The 22,790-nt window shown below is 68.4% G+C and carries 18 protein-coding genes and 2 tRNA genes; 10 read left to right on the top strand and 10 right to left on the bottom strand.

What is annotated here, in order from left to right; genetic code table 11:
* Window positions 1-45: 45 nt before the first annotated feature.
* The gene (locus AB0N59_RS11155) at window positions 46-309 is read left to right on the top strand and encodes a hypothetical protein (protein ID WP_363482923.1); all 264 of its coding nucleotides are present in this window, start codon (window positions 46-48) and stop codon (window positions 307-309) included.
* Between the two features lie 95 nt (window positions 310-404).
* Here the strand turns inward: AB0N59_RS11155 and AB0N59_RS11150 are convergent.
* Window positions 405-480, bottom strand: a tRNA-His gene (locus AB0N59_RS11150).
* A gap of 36 nt (window positions 481-516) precedes the next feature.
* Window positions 517-1,143, bottom strand: coding sequence for an oligoribonuclease (gene orn, locus AB0N59_RS11145; RefSeq protein WP_363482920.1), 627 nt, complete (start codon window positions 1,141-1,143; stop codon window positions 517-519).
* 48 nt (window positions 1,144-1,191) lie between these two features.
* Between orn and AB0N59_RS11140 the strand changes: the two genes are divergently transcribed.
* From AB0N59_RS11140 to AB0N59_RS11125, 4 genes are all read left to right on the top strand, one after another.
* Window positions 1,192-1,263, top strand: a tRNA-Arg gene (locus AB0N59_RS11140).
* Between the two features lie 149 nt (window positions 1,264-1,412).
* Window positions 1,413-1,751: a metallopeptidase family protein gene (locus AB0N59_RS11135; RefSeq protein ID WP_363484202.1), complete on the top strand. Its 339-nt coding sequence runs from the start codon at window positions 1,413-1,415 to the stop codon at window positions 1,749-1,751.
* On the top strand, window positions 1,748-2,050 hold the full coding sequence (clpS, locus tag AB0N59_RS11130; protein ID WP_363482917.1) for an ATP-dependent Clp protease adapter ClpS: 303 nt from the start codon (window positions 1,748-1,750) through the stop codon (window positions 2,048-2,050). Before AB0N59_RS11135 ends, clpS begins: the two co-directional genes overlap by 4 nt.
* On the top strand, window positions 2,047-2,541 hold the full coding sequence (locus AB0N59_RS11125) for a DUF2017 family protein (protein WP_363482914.1): 495 nt from the start codon (window positions 2,047-2,049) through the stop codon (window positions 2,539-2,541). The genes clpS and AB0N59_RS11125 overlap by 4 nt, the downstream gene beginning before the upstream one ends.
* Here AB0N59_RS11125 and AB0N59_RS11120 read toward each other — a convergent pair.
* The 5 genes from AB0N59_RS11120 to gatC are packed head-to-tail and all read right to left on the bottom strand — an operon-like array spanning window position 2,531 to window position 7,784.
* A complete protein-coding gene (locus AB0N59_RS11120) occupies window positions 2,531-3,115 on the bottom strand; it encodes a hypothetical protein (protein WP_363482911.1) in 585 nt (194 codons plus the stop codon). The two genes, AB0N59_RS11125 and AB0N59_RS11120, sit on opposite strands and share 11 nt — an antisense overlap.
* Before the next feature lie 30 nt (window positions 3,116-3,145).
* Entirely contained in the window at window positions 3,146-4,405 is a 1,260-nt protein-coding gene (gene dinB, locus AB0N59_RS11115) for a DNA polymerase IV (RefSeq protein WP_363482908.1), read from the bottom strand.
* A 51-nt stretch (window positions 4,406-4,456) separates the two neighbouring features.
* Window positions 4,457-5,971: an Asp-tRNA(Asn)/Glu-tRNA(Gln) amidotransferase subunit GatB gene (gene gatB / locus AB0N59_RS11110; protein ID WP_363482905.1), complete on the bottom strand. Its 1,515-nt coding sequence runs from the start codon at window positions 5,969-5,971 to the stop codon at window positions 4,457-4,459.
* Window positions 5,971-7,488 (bottom strand): Asp-tRNA(Asn)/Glu-tRNA(Gln) amidotransferase subunit GatA, encoded by a 1,518-nt coding sequence (gene gatA, locus AB0N59_RS11105; RefSeq protein WP_363482902.1) that lies wholly within the window; start codon window positions 7,486-7,488, stop codon window positions 5,971-5,973. The genes gatB and gatA overlap by 1 nt, the downstream gene beginning before the upstream one ends.
* Window positions 7,485-7,784: an Asp-tRNA(Asn)/Glu-tRNA(Gln) amidotransferase subunit GatC gene (gene gatC, locus AB0N59_RS11100; protein ID WP_099195633.1), complete on the bottom strand. Its 300-nt coding sequence runs from the start codon at window positions 7,782-7,784 to the stop codon at window positions 7,485-7,487. Before gatC ends, gatA begins: the two co-directional genes overlap by 4 nt.
* Window positions 7,785-7,831: 47 nt before the next feature.
* Between gatC and AB0N59_RS11095 the strand changes: the two genes are divergently transcribed.
* Complete coding sequence (locus tag AB0N59_RS11095; RefSeq protein ID WP_363482899.1) at window positions 7,832-9,532, top strand: long-chain-fatty-acid--CoA ligase; 1,701 nt, start codon at window positions 7,832-7,834, stop codon at window positions 9,530-9,532.
* 41 nt (window positions 9,533-9,573) lie between these two features.
* The gene (locus tag AB0N59_RS11090; protein WP_363482896.1) at window positions 9,574-11,493 is read left to right on the top strand and encodes a DEAD/DEAH box helicase; all 1,920 of its coding nucleotides are present in this window, start codon (window positions 9,574-9,576) and stop codon (window positions 11,491-11,493) included.
* A 119-nt stretch (window positions 11,494-11,612) separates the two neighbouring features.
* Here AB0N59_RS11090 and ligA read toward each other — a convergent pair whose 3' ends face one another.
* The 3 genes from ligA to AB0N59_RS11075 all read right to left on the bottom strand — a co-directional run bounded on the left by ligA (window position 11,613) and on the right by AB0N59_RS11075 (window position 16,285).
* A complete protein-coding gene (gene ligA / locus AB0N59_RS11085; RefSeq protein ID WP_363482893.1) occupies window positions 11,613-13,931 on the bottom strand; it encodes an NAD-dependent DNA ligase LigA in 2,319 nt (772 codons plus the stop codon).
* A gap of 63 nt (window positions 13,932-13,994) precedes the next feature.
* Complete coding sequence (gene mnmA, locus AB0N59_RS11080; protein WP_363482890.1) at window positions 13,995-15,092, bottom strand: tRNA 2-thiouridine(34) synthase MnmA; 1,098 nt, start codon at window positions 15,090-15,092, stop codon at window positions 13,995-13,997.
* Between the two features lie 38 nt (window positions 15,093-15,130).
* Complete coding sequence (locus AB0N59_RS11075; protein ID WP_363482887.1) at window positions 15,131-16,285, bottom strand: cysteine desulfurase family protein; 1,155 nt, start codon at window positions 16,283-16,285, stop codon at window positions 15,131-15,133.
* A 100-nt stretch (window positions 16,286-16,385) separates the two neighbouring features.
* Here AB0N59_RS11075 and glgX point away from each other — a divergent pair, with 100 nt between their 5' ends.
* From glgX to glgB, 3 genes are all read left to right on the top strand, one after another.
* Complete coding sequence (gene glgX / locus AB0N59_RS11070; RefSeq protein ID WP_363482884.1) at window positions 16,386-18,455, top strand: glycogen debranching protein GlgX; 2,070 nt, start codon at window positions 16,386-16,388, stop codon at window positions 18,453-18,455.
* A 112-nt stretch (window positions 18,456-18,567) separates the two neighbouring features.
* Window positions 18,568-20,571 carry a maltotransferase domain-containing protein gene (locus AB0N59_RS11065; RefSeq protein ID WP_363482881.1) on the top strand — a complete coding sequence of 668 codons (2,004 nt, stop codon included), beginning with the start codon at window positions 18,568-18,570 and terminating at the stop codon, window positions 20,569-20,571.
* The gene (gene glgB / locus AB0N59_RS11060) at window positions 20,568-22,775 is read left to right on the top strand and encodes a 1,4-alpha-glucan branching protein GlgB (RefSeq protein ID WP_363482878.1); all 2,208 of its coding nucleotides are present in this window, start codon (window positions 20,568-20,570) and stop codon (window positions 22,773-22,775) included. Before AB0N59_RS11065 ends, glgB begins: the two co-directional genes overlap by 4 nt.
* The last annotated feature ends 15 nt before the right edge of the window (window positions 22,776-22,790 follow it).

The raw sequence follows: 22,790 nt of genomic DNA, 5'->3' as shown, positions 1-22,790 counted from the left end.
GAATGTCGGTGGCCGTTCATATGTTCGAATCAGGAAGGAGACATCATGACCTCGCTCACCACGACACACCCCGCGCTCCTCTGGGAGACTCCCACCCTGCGCAGCCGCGCGGAGCACCTCGACCGAGCCGGAGATCACCTGTGGCGCGTCATCGACGCCCGCGGAACGATACGCGGTCACCTGCGCGTCATCGCCGACCCCCTCGGCATCCGCTACCGCGCCGAGCGGCTGCACCTGGCGTCCGGCTCGTTCGTCCTGGTCGGCGAGTTCTGGGACCCAGACGACGCTGTGGCATCGCTGCGCCACTGACGCGCGAGCTCGACGACCGCCCGCGTAGCGACCTGTCTGCGCGACGAGGCATGAAAGACGAAGGTCCCGGAACCTTCAGGATCCGGGACCTTCTCTGGGGTGAGTAACGGGGCTTGAACCCGCGACCCCCGCGACCACAACGCGGTGCTCTACCAGCTGAGCTATACCCACCATGCGCCTGCCGGAGCGGGCAACTCGATAAGTCTATTACATGTTCGGAGTGAACTCTGACACCGTGCGCGCCGCGATGTCGCGAGCCTGCTCGGACGAGGGTCCGGGGGTATCGATGAACACCGCGGAACGGTAGTAGCGCAGCTCGCGGATCGACTCGAGGATGTCGGCGAGGGCGCGGTGTCCGCCGTTCTTCTCGGGTGCCTGGAAGAACACGCGCGGGTACCAGCGCCGTGCCAGCTCCTTGACGCTCGACACATCGACGTTGCGATAGTGCAGGTACTGATCGACGTCCTGCATGTACTTGGCGAGGAACATCCGGTCGGTGCCGATCGTGTTGCCCGCGAGTGGGGCCTTGCGCTCTTGCGGCACGAAGCGCTTGATGTAGGCGAGGGTCTGCTCTTCCGCCTCTGCGAGGCTCACGCCGGCGGGGATCTCATCGATCAATCCCGAGGTGCGGTGCATGTTGGTGACGAAGTCGTTCATGTTCGCGAGCGCCGCATCGCCCGGCTTGATGACGATCTGGAACCCGGGGTCGATGGGGTTCAGCTCGAAGTCGGTGACGACGACGGCGATCTCGACGAGTTCGTCGACCGAGAGGTCGAGGCCCGTCATCTCGCAGTCGATCCAGACGAGCCTGTCGTTCTCTGTCGCAGAAACCATGATCCGATCCTAGCGACGGCGCCCGACACGGTAATCTTGAGACGGTACGCCTCCTTAGCTCAGAGGAAGAGCATCGGCTTTCTAATCCGTTGGTCGCAGGTTCGAATCCTGCAGGGGGCACCTCTTTCGGTCGCGGTGGTCGCCCGGTGCTGAATGCACGCTCTCGATAACATCGACGTATGTCTTCGCTCGATCGCCCCGTACCGGATGCCGACCTGCCCCAGGTCTCCAGCGCATCCGACGCCGAGGCGTCCGACGTCGGCGTCGAGATGGATGCCGAGACCTTCGAGAGCCTCGTGGTCGATGAGCTCGACAGGCTCCCGGACGACATGGTCGAGGGTCTCGACAACGTGATCTTCGTCGTCGAGGACGAACCCGAAGACGGCAGCGACCTGTTCGGCCTCTACGAGGGCTTCGCGCTCACCGAACGGGGACAGTACGGCATGGGTGAACTGCCCGATCGCATCATCGTCTACCGCCGGGCACACCTCGACGCGTGCGCCGACGAGGACCAGCTGCGCGACGAGGTGCACACCACGCTCGTGCACGAGATCGCCCACTTCTACGGCATCGACGACGAGCAGCTGCACGAGCTGGGGTGGGCATGAGCATCCCGGCATCCGCTCCCCTGCTCGACGAGCAACTCGATGAACAGCTCTCCGCCGCCCCTCTGGTGCCGTGGCAGCTGGTCGTGTGGGACGATCCCGTCAACCTGATGAGCTATGTCGTGCGGGTCTTCCGTCGCTACTTCGGCTATCCCGAGCAGCAGGCGACCGCGCTCATGCTCGCGGTGCACAACGAAGGTCACGCGGTCGTCGCGACCGGCCCGAGGGAGACGATGGAGGTGCACGCTCGCGCGATGCACGAGTTCGGTCTGTGGGCGACGGTCAGGCAGGCGCCGCAGTGACGGTCACGATCTCGATCGCCTGGATCGAAGGGCGCAATCTGCTGCATCTGCTCGATGAGTTCCTCGGACTCGTCGAAGGGCCGCGCGACGGCGCCGACCCCGCGCTCCTGCGGCTGGCCCCCGTCGCCTATCCCGGAGACGATGCGGCGGCGTCTGAATTCCGCCGTGGCACCGAGAGCGAGCTGTTCGACCGCCGTCGCAGCGACGCCCTGGTGATGCGCGACGATCTGCACGAGTTCCTTGCCGACGACGCCCCGCACGACATCCTGGCCCCTCACGAGGTCGGGGTGCCGCCCGCGCACATCGATCCCTGGCTGCGCACCCTCACGGCGATCAGGCTCGTCGTCGCATCCAGGCTCGGGATCGTCAACGACGACCGCCATGACGCGGACGATTCTCGCTTCCACGTCTACGACTGGCTCGGCTACCGCCTCGAGGACCTCATACAGCGAGCCGACCAGGCCGACGCAGAGGAGCACGCTACGGGGTGAGCACGCTCACGTGAGCGTGACGCTGCGGTTCGTGCCGCCCGATATGCGCGTCCTCCTGCGCGGCCCACATGTCCCAGTGGCTGCGGAATCCGTCGCCGTCCCGCTCGAGCGCACGCTGGCGCCGTGACGCGCTCGGACCGTCCACCCATACGGTGACGTCGGCCAGCGCAGCCGATGCGGGAGTGAGTGCTCCGCATCCCTCGACGATCAGGCCGAGCGCCGGATCGACCGCATGAGCTTCGGCGTGCTCCCCCAGCTCCCAGTCCCAGCGACGCCAGATGCCGATCAGGCCCCTGCCGTGCGGACGCAGCACGTTCTCGCGCGCGATCTCTGCGCCTCGCTCGAGGCCACCCCAGCCCGGGTACAGCGAGTCCAGCGCAACCAGCTGCACGGGAGTGCTGAGCGGCCACGCACGCGCCACGCGAGCGGCGAGGCTGCTCTTGCCTGCCCCGCTGCGGCCATCGATGACCACGACCGGGTTCGACGCGGATACCGCGGTGATCGCATCGCAGATGCGCACGGTCGCAGCCGTCAGACGCTCGCCGAAGGGGTCGGGGGCGGTCGTGCTCGGCATGAGTCCACGCTATCCGAAGCGCAGAGGCGATCATTCCCGGCCGAAGGGCCGCGGCTGCTCGGCGTCTGGCCCACGGCGATCGACCCCGCCGACATGCCGTGCACGGGTGATCATGCCGACGCCGAATCGCGCCCGTGCGTCGTCGAGCGTGCCCTCGAGCCGTCGCTGATCCTCATCGTCGTCCCAGAGCGCCATCGCAGACGCCCCAGCCGACCGCAGCTTCTCGGCGCGAACGCCGACCAGGCGAACAGGGTCTCGTCGCTCGATGTGCCCGAACAGGCCGACCGCGGTCTCCCCGATGCGCTGCCCCACGTCAGTCGGCTCGGGCAGCGAGACCGTGCGGCTGACGGTGGTGAAGTCCGCGAAGCGGATCTTGATGGCCACCGCACCGGCATGCCATCCGGAGGAGCGCAGCCTGGCACCGACCCGGTCGGACAGGCGCAGAAGCTCGGAACGCAGCAGATCGAGGTCCGCGATGTCGCGATCGAACGTCTCCTCGTGACCGATGCTCTTCTCCACCCTCTCGGTCTCGACCGACCGGGGATCGAGTCCGCGGGCGAGGTCCTGCATCCGCTGGCCCAGCGCAGGACCGACCGCGCGTTCGAGCGCTTCCGCCGGTGCCTCGCGGACGTCACGGATCAGCCGGATGCCCCGACGCCCCAGCGCCTCCGCCGCCTTCGGTCCGACGCCCCACATCGCCCCGACCGGGCGCGGATCGAGGAACTCCTGCGTTCTCGCGGCCGGCACCACCAGCATCCCGTCTGGTTTGGACACCGTGGATGCCATCTTCGCGACGTGCTTCGTGGCCGCGACTCCGACGCTGCAGGTGATGCCGACCTCGTCGCGCACCCGTCGACGGATGAGAGCGGCGATCTCGCCCGGGCTCCCCCAGAGCCGGCGCACGCCGCGAACGTCGAGGAACGCCTCGTCGATCGACAGAGGCTCGACGAGCGGTGTGATGCTCTGGAAGATCTCCATCACCTGCGCCGACACCGCTCGATAGCGCGTGAAGTCCGGCGGCACCACCCGAGCTGTCGGGCACAGGCGCAGCGCCTGACCGACGGGCATGGCGCTGCGCACGCCGAACCGGCGCGCCTCGTACGACGCGCTGGAGACGACGGAGCGCCCGTCGCGGCCGCCGATGATCAGCGGCAGGCCGCGCAGCGATGGATCATGCAGCACCTCGACTGCCGCGTAGAACGCGTCCATGTCGACATGCAGGATGCCCGTGCCGCTGTCGTCCGCGCCCTCCGGCGAGACGATGCGACCGGACCCGTCACCACGTCCCATGCATCCATCCTGACCGGTGCCACCGACATAGCGCCGGTGGCACCGAAGAGGTCACTGCGCGGCGCGCTCGAGGATCAGCTCGCGCACGCGCGCAGCGTCGGCCTGACCCTTCATCGCCTTCATCACCGCGCCGATCACGGCGCCGGCGGCCTGCACCTTGCCGTCCTTGATCTTCGCCAGCACGTCCGGCTGCGCGGCGAAGGCGTCGTCGATGGCGGCGATCAGCGCCCCATCGTCGGAGACGACGGCGAGACCGCGCGCGTCGACGACCTCCTGCGGCGAGCCTTCGCCGGCGATGACGCCCTCGAGAACCTGGCGAGCGAGCTTGTCGGTCAGCGTGCCTGCATCGACCAGACCCTGCAGAGCGGCGACGTCGGCCGGAGCGACGAGACCTGCGGCGTCCCGGTCCTGCGCGTTGGCGATGCGCGTGATCTCACCGGTCCACCACTTGCGGGCGGTCGCGGGTGCGGCGCCGGCGGCGATCGTCGCCTCGACCTCGTCGATGAGCCCGCCGTTGCGCACGTCCTGGAACTCCAGATCGGTGAAGCCCCACTCCGCCTTCAGGCGACGGCGGCGGGCGACCGGCTGCTCGGGAAGCGCGGCACGCAGCTCCTCGACCAGTTCGCGCGACGGCTGCACGGGCAGCAGATCGGGCTCGGGGAAGTAGCGGTAGTCATCGGCATCCGACTTCGGGCGCCCCGGAGATGTCGTGCCCGTGTCTTCGTGCCAGTGACGCGTCTCCTGGATGATCGTGCCGCCGTCGGCGAGGATCGCCGCTTGACGCTGGATCTCGTAGCGCACCGCGCGCTCGACGGAACGCATCGAGTTGACGTTCTTCGTCTCGGTGCGGGTGCCGAGCTTCTCCTGACCGCGCGGGCGGAGCGAGACGTTCGCGTCGCAGCGCAGGTTGCCTCGCTCGAGACGCGCCTCGGAGATGCCCAGGCCGCGGACGATGTCGCGGATGGCGGCGATGTACGCCTTCGCATATTCAGGCGCACGGTGCTCGGCTCCGAAGATCGGCTTGGTGACGATCTCGACGAGCGGCACGCCCGCGCGGTTGTAGTCGACGAGCGAGTACTCGGCGCCCTGAATGCGGCCCGTGGCCCCGCCCATGTGCGTGAGCTTGCCCGCATCCTCCTCCATGTGCGCGCGCTCGACCGGGATCGTGACGAGGGTTCCGTCCTCGAGCTCGACCTCGACCGATCCCTCGAACGCGATCGGCTCGTCGTACTGCGAGATCTGGTAGTTCTTGCCGAGGTCGGGGTAGAAGTAGTTCTTGCGCGCGAAGCGGCTCGACTCGGCGATCGAGCAGCCGAGCGCGAGGCCGAGGCTGATCGACGAGCGCACGGCCTTCTCGTTCACCACGGGGAGCGAGCCCGGCAGGCCCAGGTCGACCGGCGCGATGAGCGTGTTCGGCTCCGCGCCGTGGAACTCGTCGTTCGCCGGGTTCGGGGCATCCGAGAACATCTTCGTGCGAGTGTTCAGCTCGACGTGCACCTCGAAGCCGAGCACGGGCTCGAACAGTTCGAGGGCCTTGTCGAAGTCCATGAGCTTGGCGGTGGCCATCAGCGGGTTCCTCCCAGCAGCTGCGGAGCACGGGCGAGCAGAGGCGCGCCCCACGAGTCGACGAGCGCGGCCTCGAGAGCCGCGCCGACGCGGTACAGACGGGCGTCCTCGTGCGCGGGCGCGAGGAACTGGATGCCGACCGGAAGCCCGTCCTCCGCCGCGAGGCCGGACGGGATCGAGATCCCGGGCACTCCGGCGAGGTTCGCCGGGATCGTGGTCAGGTCGTTGAGATACATCTGCAGCGGGTCGTCGATCTTCTCGCCGATCTTGAACGCCGTGGTCGGCGCCGACGGCGTCGCGATGACGTCGACCTGGGCGAACGCCTGGTCGAAGTCGCGCTGGATGAGCGTGCGCACCTTCTGCGCGCTGCCGTAGTAGGCGTCGTAATGCCCCGCCGAGAGGGCGTAGGTGCCGAGGATGATGCGTCGCTTGACCTCGGGCCCGAACCCGGCCTGGCGGGTCGCCGACATGACGTCCTCGACGGTCGCGCCGCCTTCGGGAGTGACGCGCAGCCCGAAGCGCACTGAGTCGAACTTCGCGAGGTTGCTGGATGCCTCCGCGGGAAGGATCAGGTAGTAGGCGGCGACTCCGTACTCGAAGTGCGGCGCCGAGATCTCGACGATCTCGGCCCCCTGCGCCTCCATCATCGCGAGCGACTCGCGGAACGAGGCGACCACGCCGTCCTGGAAGCCGGAGTCCGGCAGCTCCTTGATGACGCCGACCTTGAGCCCCTTGAGCACCTGCCCGCTGGCGCCCTCGCGCGCGGCCTCGGCGAACGACGGCCACTGCTTCGCGAGCGACGTCGAGTCCTTCGGGTCGTGGCCGCCGATCACGTCGTGCAGCAGACCGGCGTCGAGCACGGTGCGGGTGACGGGACCGACCTGGTCGAGGCTGGATGCCAGCGCGATGGCGCCGTAGCGGCTGACGCCGCCGTAGGTGGGCTTGATGCCGACGGTGCCGGTGACGTGCGCCGGCTGACGGATCGAGCCGCCGGTGTCGGAGCCGAGCGCGAGAGGCGCCTCGAACGCCGCCACAGCCGCGGCGGACCCTCCTCCCGAGCCACCGGGGATGCGGTCGAGATCCCAGGGGTTGCGCGTCGGCCCGTAGGCGGAGTGCTCGGTCGACGAGCCCATGGCGAACTCGTCCATGTTGGTCTTGCCGAGGGGGATCAGCCCTGCGGCTCGCGAGCGAGCGACGACCGTGGCGTCGAAGGGCGACATGTAGCCCTCGAGGATCTTCGATCCGCTCGTGGAGGGCATGTCGGTGGTCACCAGCACGTCCTTGACCGCGAGCGGAACGCCCGCGATCGGGCCGAGCTGCTCCCCCGCCGCACGCCGGGCATCGATGTCGGCGGCTGCGGAGAGCGCGTGCTCGCTCACGTGCAGGAAGGCGTGCACGTCGCCGTCAACGGCGGCGATCCGATCGAGGTGAGCCTGAGTCGCCTCGACACTCGAGATCTCACCGGCGGCGATCTTCTCGCCCAGGTCGGCGGCGGTCAGCCGGATGATGTCGCTCACTGCTCTTCTCCCAGGATCGCGGTGACGCGGAAGCGGCCGTCGGCGGCGTCCGGAGCGTTCTGCAGGGTCTGCTCGAGAGTCAGCGTCTGACCGACCTCGTCGGGTCGGAAGACATTGCTCATCGCGATCGGGTGGCTGGTCGCCACGACGTCGGGCGTCGCGACCTCCGACACCTTGGCGATGTTGTCGACGATGGCATCGAGCTGACCTGTCAGCTGAGTCACCTCGTCGTCGGACAGCTGGATGCGCGCGAGCACGCCGAGATGGCGCACAAGATCAGGGGTGATTTCAGACACCGCTCCAGTCTACGAGAGCGCGGGGCACGGCCACGTAAGCTGGGCGCGTGACCGAGTTCGTTCCCCCTCGCCCATGGACCGCAAGCTACGCCGACGGGGTTCCGGAGGATCTGCCCGAGGTGACGGGTTCGCTGGTCGACATCGTCGAGGCATCGGTGCGCGACTACCCGGATGCCCCCGCGCTGCAGTTCTTCGGTCGCGAGACGACCTACCGCGAGATGCAGGATGCCGTCGAGCGCGCAGCCGCAGGACTGCGAGACCTCGGCGTCGGCGCCGGCGATCCCGTCGCGATCGTGCTGCCGAACTGCCCGCAGCACATCATCGCGTTCTACGCCGTGCTGCGGCTCGGCGCGGTCGTCGTCGAGCACAACCCGCTCTACACCGCACGCGAGCTGCGCAAGCAGTTCGAGGATCACGGGGCGAAGCACGCGATCGTCTGGAGCAAGGTCGTCGAGACCGTGCAGGCGTTCCCCGCCGACCTGGCGCTGACGAGCCTCATCTCCGTGGACGTGACGAAGGCGATGCCGATCATGACGCAGCTCATGCTGAAGCTGCCCATAGCCAAGGCGAGAGAGTCCCGCGAAGCGCTCACGGCGAAGGTTCGCGGGGCGATCAGCTGGGAATCGCTGCTGGCGTCCCGTCCCCTTCCTGCCACGCACCCGCGGCCGGGCACCGACGATCTCGCGATCATCCAGTACACCTCCGGAACCACGGGGACTCCGAAGGGCGCGTCCCTCACGCACCGCAATCTGCTCGCGAACGCAGCGCAGGCGCAGGCATGGGTGCCGTCGATCACCCGCGGAAACGGCTGCGTCGTCTACGCCGTGCTGCCGATGTTCCACGCGTACGGCCTCACCCTGTGCCTCACGTTCGCCATGTCGATGGGCGCGCGTCTCGTGCTCTTCCCGAAATTCGATCCGGATCTCGTGCTCGAGGTCACCAAGAAGCATCCGGCCACCTTCCTGCCCCTCGTGCCGCCGATCGCCGAACGTCTGCTGTCGGCCGCGAACGAGAAGGGTGTCTCGCTCGCCGGCACCGAGGTCGCGATCTCGGGCGCAATGGCACTCGCGCACGAGCTGGTCGTGCCGTTCGAAGAGGCGTCGGGGGGCTTCCTCGTCGAGGGATACGGTCTGAGCGAGTGCTCCCCGGTGCTGATGGCGAATCCGGTTGCGGGCAACCGCGTCGCGGGGACGGTCGGCCTGCCGCTGCCCGGCACGGAGTGCCGCGTCGTCGACCCCGAGAACCCGACCGTCGACGTGCCGGCGGGTTCTGCGGGCGAGCTGATCGTCCGCGGTCCCCAGGTGTTCACGGGCTACTACGGCAAGCCCGAGGAGACCGAGGCGGTCTTCGTCGACGGATGGTTCCGCACCGGCGACATCGTGACGATCGATGAGGGCGGCTTCGTGCGCATCGTGGACCGCATCAAGGAGCTCATCATCACCGGCGGGTTCAACGTGGCGCCGACCGAGGTCGAGGGCGCTCTGCGCCAGCATCCGGATGTCGTGGACGCGGCCGTCGTCGGTCTGCCCAGCGACCACTCCGGCGAGGAGGTCGTCGCAGCGATCGTCGTGGAGGACGGCAAGGACGTCGACGTCGAGGCCATCCGCGAGTTCGCCCGTGGCATCCTCACGCCCTACAAGGTCCCCCGTCGCCTGTTCGTCGTCGATGAGCTGCCCACGTCGCTGATCGGCAAGGTGCTGCGCCGTCAGGTGAAGGAGCGCCTGCTGGCGCTGACCTCGGGCAGCTGAGCGGCCAGCACTCTCACATCCGCACCCACTATCGTTGACAGGTGACTGCCGACGACATCGCCCCTGCCACCGACGCACCCGAGACCGCCGAAGAGAGCGTGACGCCTCCCGGATTCGAGGAGCTGGGCATCACGGGCTCACTGCTCAAGGCGATCAAGGACCTCGGCTACGAGACGCCTTCTCCGATCCAGGCCGCAACGATCCCCACGCTGCTGCAGGGTCGGGACGTGGTCGGCATGGCGCAGACCGGCACGGGCAAGACCGCGGCGTTCGCGCTGCCCGTGCTCGAGCGCCTCGAGCCCGGCCAGAAGACCCCCCAGGCGCTGGTGCTCGCACCCACCCGCGAGCTGGCTCTGCAGGTGTGCGAGGCGTTCGAGGCCTATTCGACGAAGATGAAGGGCGTGCACGTGCTGCCCGTCTACGGCGGCCAGGGCTACGGAGTGCAGCTGTCGGCGCTGCGCCGCGGCGTGGACGTGGTGGTCGGCACACCCGGGCGCATCATGGACCACCTGGCCAAGGGCACGCTCGACCTCTCCGACCTCAAGTACCTCGTGCTCGACGAGGCCGACGAGATGCTGAAGATGGGCTTCGCCGAAGACGTCGAGCAGATCCTCGCGCAGACTCCGGAAGAGAAGCAGGTCGCCCTGTTCTCCGCGACCATGCCCGCCAGCATCCGCAGACTGGCGCAGCAGTATCTGCGCAACCCTGAGGAGATCACGGTCAAGTCCAAGACCGCCACGAACACCAACATCACCCAGCGCTACCTCGTCGTCTCGTACGCGCAGAAGGTCGATGCCCTGACGCGCATCCTCGAGATCGAGAACTTCGACGGGATGATCATCTTCGTCCGCACGAAGAACGAGACCGAGACCCTCGCCGAGAAGCTGCGGGCTCGCGGATACTCGGCCGCGGCGATCAACGGCGACGTGCCGCAGGTGCAGCGCGAGCGCTCGGTGAACCAGCTGAAGGACGGCAAGCTCGACATCCTCGTCGCCACCGACGTCGCCGCGCGCGGTCTCGACGTCGAGCGCATCAGCCATGTCGTGAACTTCGACATCCCGACCGACACCGAGTCGTACGTGCACCGCATCGGCCGCACGGGTCGCGCCGGCCGCACGGGCGACGCGATCAGCTTCATCACTCCGCGCGAGCGCTACCTGCTCAAGCACATCGAGAAGGCGACGCGTCAGGCACCGGCCCAGATGCAGCTGCCAACCACCGAAGACGTCAACACCACGCGTCTCGCTCGTTTCGACGACGCCATCACATCTGCGCTGGAGGAGACTCGTCGCATCGAGGCGTTCCGCGACATCATCGCCCATTACGTGCGCAACCACGACGTGCCCGAGGCCGATGTGGCTGCGGCGCTCGCCGTCGTGGCGCAGGGCGACACTCCCCTGCTGCTCGACCCTGAGAACGACGAGCTGTCCCGGGCTGTCGAACGCGACAACCGTCCTCCGCGCGAGCGCGGCGACCGGTCTGGCGAGCGAGGCGAGCGCTCGCCGCGAGAGCGCCGCGGACGCGGCGACTACGCGCCGTACCGCATCGAGGTCGGCCGTCGTCATCGCGTCGAGCCGCGCCAGATCGTCGGCGCGCTGGCGAACGAGGGCGGGCTCGGTCGCGACGACTTCGGCGCGATCGCCATCAAGCCCGACTTCTCGATCGTCGAGCTGCCCGTGAACATGGATCCGTCGGTGCTCGACAAGCTCCGCGACACCCGCATCTCGGGCAAGCTGATCGAGATCCGCCCCGACCGCGGTGTGCCCAACCGTCGCGCACCTCGCGACGATCGCGCCGGCTACGACAGGGGCGGTCGAGACGACCGCGGCGGCCGTGGCTACTCGCGCGACGATCGCGGCGGACGTCCTGCCCGCAGCGGCGGATACTCGCGCGACGATCGCGGTGACCGCGGATATGCGCGCGACGACCGCCCCGACCGCAAGCCTCGTCACAAGAGCTGAGGCAGTACTTCTCCGCTCATCCCCGCGCGTCCAGCCGCGGGGACGCCTGAGTAGCCGGAGCGCTCTCACGAACGACGGCCTGCCTCGAGCGATGAGGCAGGCCGTCTTCGTGTGGCGAGTCACCCGTCTAGCGCGCCGGGGCCCTGCGTGACGAGGATGTGGAACTGCTCGGCATCCAGGATCCGGATCCCGAGATCCTCGGCCTTCGCCAACTTGGATCCGGCGCCAGGGCCCGCGGCGACGAAGTCGGTCTTCTTCGACACCGATGACGCGGCCTTGCCGCCGGCTTTGATGATCGCCTCCTGCGCCCCCTCGCGGGTGTAGCCGTCGAGGCTTCCGGTCGCGACCACGGTGAGACCATCGAGCACACCGCCTTCGGCTGCGGCGGCGCCGGGCCCGGGGTGCCCTGGGGTGGCCCACTGCACGCCGGCATCCGTCCACTGCTGCACGATGTCGTGATGCCAGTCGATCTCGAACCAGCTGAGCAGCGAGTCGGCGATGATGCCGCCGACGCCCTCGACTGCGGCGAGCTCGTCGCGACTCGCCGCGCGAATGGCGTCGAGCGAGCCGAACCACTGCGCCAGCGCGCGGGCGGCGACCGGCCCGACATGACGGACGTTCAGCGAGACCAGCAGTCGCCAGAGCTCTTTCGTCTTCGCCTTCTCCAGCTCGGCCAGCAGCTTGATCGCCTGCGATGACGGCTGCGGTCCCTCGAGCCCCTGCTTCTTCTCGGCCGCGGTGGGATTGCGGCGGAACGGTGCGCGGGTCTTGACGATGCCGTCGTCGTCTTCCTTCGGCAGTCCCGTCTCGGAGTCGCGGACGACTACCTCGATGGGGACGATCTGCTCGAGGGTGAGATCGAACAGCCCGGCCTCGGTCTCGAGCGGCGGAACGGCGGGGCTGCTCGGCTGTGTGAGCGCCGCGGCGGTGACCTCGCCGAGCGCCTCTATGTCGAGCGCGCCACGGGAGCCCACGTGCTCGACACGACCGCGCACCTGTGCGGGGCACGAGCGCGCGTTGGGGCAGCGCAGATCGATGTCGCCCTCTTTCATCGGCCGCAACGTCGTGCCGCACTCGGGGCACGCCTCGGGCATCACGAACTCGCGCTCGGTGCCATCGCGCTTCTCGACCACGGGGCCCAGCACCTCGGGGATCACGTCGCCTGCCTTGCGCAGCACGACGGTGTCTCCGATCAGCACGCCCTTGGCCTTCACCACGTCCTTGTTGTGCAGGGTCGCCTGGCGCACGACCGAGCCCGCGACATGGGCGGGCTCCATCACGGCGAACGGCGTCGCCCGCCCCGTGCGCCCGACCGAGACGACGATGTCGAGCAGGCGCGTCTGCACCTCCTCGGGCGGGTACTTGTAGGCGATGGCCCACCGCGGGGCGCGGCTCGTGGTGCCGAGCTCGTCGTGCAGGGCCAGCTCGTCGACCTTGACCACGATGCCGTCGAGCTCATGCTCGATCGAGTGGCGATGCTCGCCGAAGTAGGCGACGAACTTCTCGACCTCGTCGATGCTGCCGCAGACCTTGGTGTGCGGGCTGGTGGGAAGGCCCCACTGCGACAGCAGCTCGTACACCTCGCTCTGGGCGGCCACCGGGGGGTTCGCCCAGGCGCCGATGCCGTGCACGTACAGCGACAGCGATTCGATGCGCAGCAATCCGGCTTCGAGCTCGAGCCCGCTCTTCTTGTCGACCTGCTGGCGAAGGCCACCGCTGGCAGCGTTGCGCGGGTTGGCGAATGCGGGGAATCGTCGGGCCGCTGCGGTGCGCGCCTTCTCTTCGTCGAAAGGCTTCTTCGCACCGGCGCGCGTCTCCCAGCGCTCGCGAGCCTCAGCGAGCACTCTGTCTCGGAACGCGGCCTGTGCAGCGTTGAGCCGCTCGAACGCCGCGACCGGGATGAACACCTCGCCGCGCACCTCGACGATCTCGGGATGCCCTTCGCCGACGAGACGCTCGGGGATGTCGGCGAGCCGCAGGGCGTTCTCGGTGACGATCTCGCCCACCCGGCCGTCGCCGCGGGTCGCTGCGGAGGTCAGCACTCCCTTCTCGTACCGCAGATTGATCGCGAGGCCGTCGATCTTGAGCTCGGTGAGCCACGCGACGTCGCGCCCGGCTGACGCTCTCGTCTTCGACGCCCACTCGCGGAGCTCGTCGATCGAGAACACATTGTCGAGACTCAGCATGCGCTCCGCGTGCTCGATGGTCGCGAGCCCGGTCGCCTCGGCCGCGCCGACCATCTGCGTGGGCGAGTCCTGCCCCTGCAGCTCGGGATGAAGCCGCTCGAGCTCCTCCAGGCGGCGCATCCAGCCGTCGTACGTCGCGTCGTCGACCAGAGACGTGTCGCGTCCGTAGTACGCGTCCTTCGCCTCGAGGATGCGAGTGGTGAGCTCTTCGGCTTCGATGCGGGCGTCGGTCAGCGAGATGTTCTCAGGCACCCCGCAAGTCTACGAGTGGGTACCGACAGCCCATGGGGCTTGACGGCCGCGCTCCCGGAGGAATCAGACGTCGACGGGCACCGCCGACACGGTGGTGTCGATGGTGAACTGACCGAGCACGCGCGTGCCGACGTAGATCACGGCGCTCTGTCCCGGCGCGACCCCGTCCAGCGGCACCTCGGGCACGACCCGCACGCCGTCCTCCGTCACGGAGGCGCGAGCGGGAACGGGCTCGGCGTGGGCGCGGATCTGCACCTCGCACGCGAACTCGGGTGCCTCGGGAGCCGCTCCCGCCCACGAGAACCGCTCCCCTGCGATCTCCGCTATCGCGAGCGCCTCCTTGGGGCCTACGACGACCGTGTTCGACACCGGGCGGACTTCGAGCACGAAGCGCGGCTTTCCGTCGGCCGCGGGCACACCGAGCCGCAGACCTCGTCGCTGTCCGACGGTGAACGCATGGGCCCCCTCGTGCGATCCCACGACCTGGCCGTTGCGGTCGACGATGTCACCGGTCGCGGTGCCGACCTTCTCCGCCAGCCAGCCTCGTGTGTCGCCGTCGGGGATGAAGCAGATGTCATGGCTGTCGGGCTTCTGAGCGACGGTGATGCCCCGCTCAGCGGCCTCTGCGCGGACGAGCGCCTTCGAGGGCGTGTCACCGAGGGGGAAGTACGTGTGGGCGAGCTGCTCGGCGTTCAGGACGCCGAGCACGTACGACTGGTCCTTGGCGGAGTCCGACGCCCTGTGCAGCTCGAGACCGCCGGAGCCGTCGACGAGCGTGGCGTAATGGCCGGTGCAGACGGCGTCGAAGCCGAGCTCGATGGCACGCTCGAGAAGTGCGGCGAACTTGATCTTCTCATTGCAGCGCAGGCAGGGGTTGGGCGTGCGCCCGGCCTTGTACTCCGAGATGAAGTCGTCGATGACGTCGTCGCGGAAGCGCTCGGAGAAGTCCCAGACGTAGAAGGGGATGCCGAGCAGGTCTGCCACGCGCCTCGCGTCCAGCGCGTCTTCGATCGTGCAGCATCCCCTGCTGCCGGTGCGCAGAGTGCCGCCCGCCCTCGACAGCGCGAGATGCACGCCGACGACGTCGTGACCCGCGTCGACGGCGCGCGCCGCCGCCACCGCGGAATCGACGCCACCGCTCATCGCCGCCAGAACTCGCATGGTCTCCAGTCTACGAGCGAGCACCTGAGCGGGCCCCGTCAGCGTGAAGCCCGCTGCACGGCATCCGGGATCGCGGCGATCACCGCGTCGACATCTGCACGGTTCGACGACGGGCCGAGCGTCAAGCGCAGAACGCTGCGGGCGTCGTGCTCGCTGCGTCCCATCGCGATCACGACGTGCGACGGCTCGGCGACGCCCGCCTGACACGCCGACCCTGTCGAGGCCGAAACGCCTGCCATGTCGAGCAGGAAGAGCAGGCTCTCCCCCACCGCACCGGGGAAGAGCAGATGCGCGTTGCCGGGCAGCCGGTCGATCGGATCGCCGAGCAGCTGAGCGGACGGGACGGCATCGCGGATGCCGGAGATGAGCCGATCCCGCAGTGCTGCGAGGCGGATGCCCTCGCCCTCTCGTTGCCCTTCCGCCTCCTCGAGCGCAGCGGCGAGGGCCGCAGCCCCCGCGACGTCCTGCGTGCCGGCACGAAGTCCTCTCTGCTGCATCCCGCCGCGCAGCAGCGGCGCCATTCGAGCGCTGCGTGCCGCGACCAGGGCGCCTGTGCCGACGGGAGCGCCGACCTTGTGGCCGGCGATGCTCATCGCCACCAGTCCGGCACCGGCCGGCGCGTCGCCGCGCAGTTCTCGGAACGACAACGGCAGGTGGCCGCACGCCGCGACGGCATCGAGGTGCAGCGGCACACCGGCCCTCGCGCTGTGGGCGGTGAGCGCGCCGACGCTGTTGATCGTCCCCACCTCGTTGTTCGCGACGAGGGCGGTCGCCAGTGCAGCCTCGTGCAGAGCCGCCGCGAAAGCGGTCACGTCGATGCGGCCGAGCCCGTCGACGGGAACCGGGCGCACCTCAGCGCCCTCTTCCGCCAGGGCTGCCACGGTGTCGATCGTGGCGTGGTGCTCGGCATCCGGCAGCACGATCGCGTGCGCACCCTCTCGACGCGCGGCCCACATGCCGCGCAGGGCCATGTTGATCGACTCGGTGCCGCCGGAGGTGAACACCACCTCGATCGGGTCGCAGCCCAGCACGGCGGCGACCCTCTCGCGCGACTCCTCGAGCATCCGGCGCGCGTCCTGCCCTGCACCATGTGTCGACGAGGCGTTGCCCACGATCTCCGTCGCCGACAGCCAGGCATCGCGCGCGCACGTGCGCAGCGCCGTCGTGGCCGCGTGGTCGAGGTAGTGCCGCATGCATCCCATCCTCCCACCGCGGTGCGTGGCGGGACTGAGAACCAGGCTCAGTGGAACGCGGATTCACTGCCGATCCGCCGACGCGTTTAGGCTGTTGCCCATGCCCGCTCTGCCCCCGCCGCCTCTCGGCGGCGACACCCTCAACGACCTCGGCGTGCGCCTGCACGACGGCGTGGGAACCCTGCGCGTCTGGTCGCAGAACGCCTCGTCGATGGAGCTCGTCGTATTCGACGAGGACGACCTCGACTGGGAGACGGCGACCATCCCGCTGGAACGGCAGACCGGCGGCATCTGGCAGGTGACGACCGAGCTGCTGCAGCCTGGCACGCGCTACGCCCTGCGGGTCGACGGCCCGCACGGTCCGGGGAACATCTTCAACCCCGAGAGGCTGCTCCTCGACCCCTACTCCCGAGGACTCGCCCAGGGCGACGGATACGAGGAGTGGCGCTCCGTCGTCATCGCCGACGGGTTCGACTGGGGCGACGTGCGGAAGCCGGCCGTGCCGATGGACGAGACGGTCATCTACGAAGGGCACATCAAGGGGCTCACCAAGCGTCATCCCGATGTTCCCGCGGCGCTGCACGGCACCTATGCCGGGCTCGCCCACCCTGCGATGACCGACTACCTGAAGCGACTCGGCATCACCACGGTCGAGCTGCTGCCCGTGCACGCCTTCGTTCCCGAGCCGCGGCTGCTCGAGCGCGGTCTCACCAACTACTGGGGATACAACACCCTGAACTTCTTCACCCCGCACACCGCCTACGCGACCGAGGCGGCGCGCCGTGCCGGTCCTGAAGCCGTGCTCGCCGAGTTCAAGGGCATGGTCAAGCTGCTGCACCAGGCGGGAATCGAGGTGATCCTCGACGTGGTGTACAACCACACGAGCGAAGAGGGCATCGGCGGCCCTCGCTCGAGCTTCCGCGGAATAGACAATGCGCTGTACTACCGCCAGCTCGAAGACGGCGCGTACGTCGACACGACCGGATGCGGCAACACGCTCAACACCTCCTCCGATGCGCCGGCCCGCCTCGTGCTCGATTCGCTCCGCTACTGGGCGACCGAGATGCAGATCGACGGCTTCCGGTTCGACCTCGCCACCGCGCTGGCCCGCAACGGCGGGCACGAGTACGACATCGAGCACCCGCTGCTGCGCGCCATCGGCGAGGACCCGGCCCTGAAGGACGTGAAGATCATCGCCGAGCCGTGGGACGTGGGTCTCGGCGGCTGGCAGACAGGCAACTTCCCTGCGGGATGGAGCGAGTGGAACGATCGCTACCGCGACCGTGCGCGCAACTTCTGGCTCAGCGACATCGACTACGCCCGCCGAGCCTCGGCGCCCGTGGGCGTCGGTGGATTCGCGAGCCGTCTTGCGGGATCCGCCAACACGTATTCGCCGGAGCGCGGTCCTCTGGCGAGCGTGAACTTCGTCACCGCCCACGACGGCTTCACGCTGCACGACCTGGTCACCTACGACGTCAAGCACAATGAGGCCAACGGCGAGCAGAACCGCGACGGCGCCGATGTGAATCGATCGTTCAACCATGGCGTCGAAGGCGAGACAGACAACGCCGCGATCGTCGCCGCACGCCGCAAGGCCATGCGCAACCTGATGGGAACGCTGCTGCTGTCGGCCGGCATCCCGATGATCACCGCCGGTGACGAGTTCGGACGCACTCAGAAGGGCAACAACAACGCCTATTGCCACGACTCTCCGCTGACGTGGCTGAACTGGTCCCACGAGCCGTGGCAGAAGGACCTGCTGGCGCACGTGACGCTGCTCACCCGGCTGCGTGCCGAGAACCGCGCTCTGCGGCCCGCGCGCTACGCGGTGCTCGGCGAGCACGTGCCCGAGGCGTCGGAGATGGAGTGGTTCGACCAGAACGGCGAGACCATGGAGGTCGAGCAGTGGAACGACCCCCGCAACCGCACCTTGCAGTACGTCGCGACCAGCGACCCGCATGACGGAGAGAGCAACCGCATCCTGCTGATCGTGCACGGCACCGAAGCCCCGATCGATGTCCGTCTGCCCGACGAGCTCGATGGTGCGACGGAGTTCGTCTCACTGTGGTCGAGCGCTGACGACGCGCCCCGCGCAGAGCAGCGGCGGTACGCTCCCGGAGAGGTTCTGCCGATCACGGGCACCTCGATGCAGCTCTTCCGGGTGGAGTGACGCGCACCCGCGAGAGCGGTACATTCAAGGTGTGGCAGCACAGACAGCACATGAATCTGCGGGCCTGAGAAGCCCCGCACAGATCCCTCTGCGCCCTGCCGCTGAGACGAACGTGGGCGTCAGCCTGAGGGCCGGGCGGATTCCGCTGTTCTCGCCCACTCCGCACGTGCCCCAGGGCTATCCCGCGAAGGCGTTCGTGGGAGAGGCGGTGCCGTTCGACGTCGTCTCGTTCCGAGAGGGCCACGACCTCATCGGCGTGCACCTGCGTCTCGTCTCCCCGGACGGTGAGGAGACGCTGCACCGGCTCACCGCGCTCGCCGACGGCACGGACAGGTGGCGCACCACCGTGGCCATCGACGGTGCGGGCGACTGGCGCTACCGTTTCGAGGCCTTCTCCGACGACTTCGCCACCTGGGCGCACGCGGCCGATGTGAAGGCCGTGGCGGGCGTCGATGTTCCGGTCATGTGCGCACTGGGAGTGCAGCTGCTGGCAGCGGCGTCGAAGGATGCGGATCGGCCTGCGGCAGAGATCCGGATGCTGAAGACCGCCGCCACGAGCCTGCGGAAGGCTCAGAAGTCGTCCGACGCCGCGGTCCTTCGGTCGGTCGCGACCGACGCAGCGCTCGGCGCCGCCTTCAGCGCCCGGCCGCAGGCTTCGCTGGGATCGGTCACCGACTGGCTGCCCCTCCGCGTCGAGCGCACTCGCGCGGGCGTCGGCGCCTGGTACGAGTTCTTCCCCCGCTCCGAGGGTGCGGTGCGGCTCAAGGACGGATCGGTCAAGAGCGGCACGTTCCGCACGGCGGCCAAGCGACTGCCGGGCGTCGCGGGGATGGGCTTCGACGTCATCTATCTGGTGCCCATCCATCCGATCGGCGCCACCAACCGCAAGGGCCGCAACAACACCCTGACGACCGAGCCTGGTGACCCCGGCTCACCGTACGCGATCGGCTCCCCCGACGGCGGACACGACGCGATCCACCCCGAGCTCGGCACCGAGAAGGACCTGCGCGCCTTCACCCGCGCTGCGGCGAAAGAGGGTCTCGAGGTCGCCCTGGACCTCGCGCTGCAGGCGTCGCCCGACCACCCCTGGGTCGCAGAGCACCCCGAGTGGTTCACCACGCTCCCCGACGGCACGATCGCCTACGCAGAGAATCCGCCGAAGAAGTATCAGGACATCTACCCGATCAATTTCGACAATGATCCCTCGGGCAGCTACGCCGAGATGCTCCGGATCGTCACGCACTGGGTGAAGCTGGGGGTGAAGATCTTCCGCGTCGACAACCCGCACACCAAGCCGCTGCAGTTCTGGGAGTGGCTGATCGCGGAGGTGAACCGACAGGACCCCGATGTCATCTTCCTCGCCGAGGCCTTCACCCGCCCCGCCGTCATGCGAGCGCTCGCGGCCGTCGGCTTCCAGCAGAGCTACTCGTACTTCACGTGGCGCAATACGAAGGCCGAACTCGAGGAGTTCCTGACCTCGATCTCGCACGAGACGAGCGACTACATGCGGCCGAACCTGTTCGTGAACACGCACGACATCCTCACGGAGTATCTCCAGTACGGCGGGCGCGCCGCCTACCGCATCCGTGCCTGCATCGCAGCCACTGCGGCGCCGATCTGGGGCGTGTACGCCGGTTACGAGCTGATCGAGAACGTCGCCAGACCGGGCTCGGAAGAGAACATCGACAACGAGAAGTACGAGTTCAAGTTCCGGGACTGGGACGGCGCCGAGCAGCGCGGCGAATCGCTCGCGCCGCTGCTTCGGCGGCTGAATCAGATTCGGCGCGAGCATCCTGCGCTGGGCCAGCTGCGCAACTTCTCCGCTCACTGGAGCGATGACGACGCGATTCTCGTGTACTCGAAGCATCTCGATGCAGCCTTCACCGGCACCGGACGCCCCGACACCGTCATCGTCGTCGCGAACGTCGACCCGCATTCCGTGCGGGAGACGACCGTGCACCTCGACACCACGATCTGGGGCGTCGAACCCGGTGAGACGTTCGAGGTGGAGGATCTGCTCACAGGAGCGGTCTGGACCTGGTCCGACCACAACTACGTACGACTCGACGCGTTCGCCGAGCCGGTGCACATCCTGAAGGTGAAGGAGCGATCATGAGCTATCTCGAGGACGTCACAGCTTCGGCCGAATGGGTCGCGGTGGCGGAGTCCACCCATCATGATCCGCATGCGGTTCTCGGCGCGCATCCGCGCACGGATTCGGTCGGACGCACCAGCACCACGATTCGTGCCCGCCGGCCCCTCGCGTCGACCGTGCAGGCGGTCTTCGATGACGGCACGAGACTCGACCTCGAACACGTCGCTCATGGGATCTGGGAGGGCAGTCACAGCGGGCCGCCCGTCGTCTATCGCATCGCGACGACCTACGACGGCGGTGAGGAGCGTCTGGAGGGCGACCCCTATCGCCACCTGAGCGCCGTCGGCGAACTCGACATCCATCTGATCGCCGAGGGGCGCCACGAGCGACTGTGGGATGTTCTCGGATCGCATCCCCGTGCGCTCGACGGTGAGCAGGGAGTCGATTTCGCGGTATGGGCGCCGAACGCGTCGGCCGTGCGCGTCGTAGGCGATTTCAACGCGTGGAACGGCGAGGGCCACAGCATGCGCTCGATGGGCGGAAGCGGCGTGTGGGAGCTGTTCGTCCCCGACGTGCAGGTGGGCGCACGGTACAAGTACGAGATCCGCGGAGCCGACGGCCACTGGCGCCTAAAGGCCGATCCGATGGCGCAGGAGGCCGAGCTGCCGCCCGCCACCGCATCGGTCGTCACTCTGAGCGCCTATCGCTGGAATGATGCGGCCTGGCTGACCAGGCGTGCCGCGACCCATGCCGTCGCCCAGCCCATGTCGGTGTACGAAGTGCATCTCGGCTCGTGGCGCGGCGGCTTGACGTACCGCGACGCCGCCGACCCCCTGATCGAGCACGTGCAGTCCACGGGGTTCACGCACGTGGAGTTCATGCCTCTCGCCGAGCACCCGTTCGGCGGGTCGTGGGGGTACCAGGTCACCGGCTATTACGCCGCGACCAGCCGCTTCGGCTCCCCCGATGATCTGCGCTACCTCATCGACCGACTGCACCAGGCCGGCATCGGCGTGATCATGGACTGGGTGCCCGGCCACTTCCCGAAGGACGAATTCGCGCTGGCCCGCTTCGACGGCACCCCGCTGTACGAACATGCAGATCCGCGACGCGGCGAGCACCAGGACTGGGGCACTCTCGTGTTCGACTACGGCCGCAGCGAGGTTCGCAATTTCCTCGTCGCGAACGCGCTGTTCTGGCTGAGCGAGTTCCATGTCGACGGTCTGCGCGTCGACGCCGTCGCGTCGATGCTGTACCTCGACTACTCGCGCAAGGCCGGCGAGTGGGAGCCGAACATCCATGGCGGGCGCGAGAATCTGGAGGCGATCAGGTTCCTGCAGGAGGTCAACGCCACGGCGTACCGGCACCACAAGGGCATCGTCATGATCGCCGAGGAGTCGACCGCCTTCCCCGGTGTCACCGCGCCGACCGACCACGCCGGGCTCGGATTCGGATTCAAGTGGAACATGGGGTGGATGAACGACTCGCTCGAGTACATGAAGCGAGACCCGCTGCACCGCTCGCACCACGAGGGCGAGATGACGTTCTCGTTCGTGTACGCGTTCGGCGAGAACTACCTGCTGCCGATCAGCCACGACGAGGTCGTGCACGGCAAGGGGAGCCTCATCTCGCGGATGCCGGGTGACCACGCGCACAAGCTCGCCAACCTCAGGGCCTATCTCGGCTTCATGTGGGGGCACCCGGGCAAGAAGCTGCTGTTCATGGGTCAGGAGTTCGGCCAGATCGGCGAGTGGTCGGTCGACCGTGAGCTCGACTGGTGGCTGCTCGATCAGCCCTCGCACGCCCAGCTGCAGGACCTGGTCGGCTCGCTGAACGCCGTGTATCGGTCGCAGGCTCCGCTATGGGAGCGTGACAACGACGGGACATCCTTCTCTCGGCTGGGAGCGCCGAGCTGGGACCCGAGTGTGATCGCGTTCGAGCGACGCGATGCCCACGGCGGCCGCCTCGTTGTGATCTCCAACTTCGCGGGTGTCACCCGCACCGGCTACCGACTGGCTCTTCCCGTCGAGGGAACCTGGCAGGAGATTCTGAACACGGACGCCGCGGCCTTCGGCGGGCACGACACCGGCAATCTCGGCATGATCAGCGCCCACAGGGACGCCGACGACGCGCCTGCGATCGCGACGGTCACTCTTCCCGCGCTGTCGACGCTGTGGTTCCGCTATCAGTCCGACCCCCACCTGCCGACTCCCAGTCGCTGGTGAACGAGAGCGCCCGAC

The organism is Microbacterium sp. NPDC089321 (assembly GCF_040684935.1).
Classification (GTDB): domain Bacteria; phylum Actinomycetota; class Actinomycetes; order Actinomycetales; family Microbacteriaceae; genus Microbacterium.
Note: the sequence above shows the minus strand (reverse complement) of the source record. Positions and strands in the feature narration are given on the sequence as shown.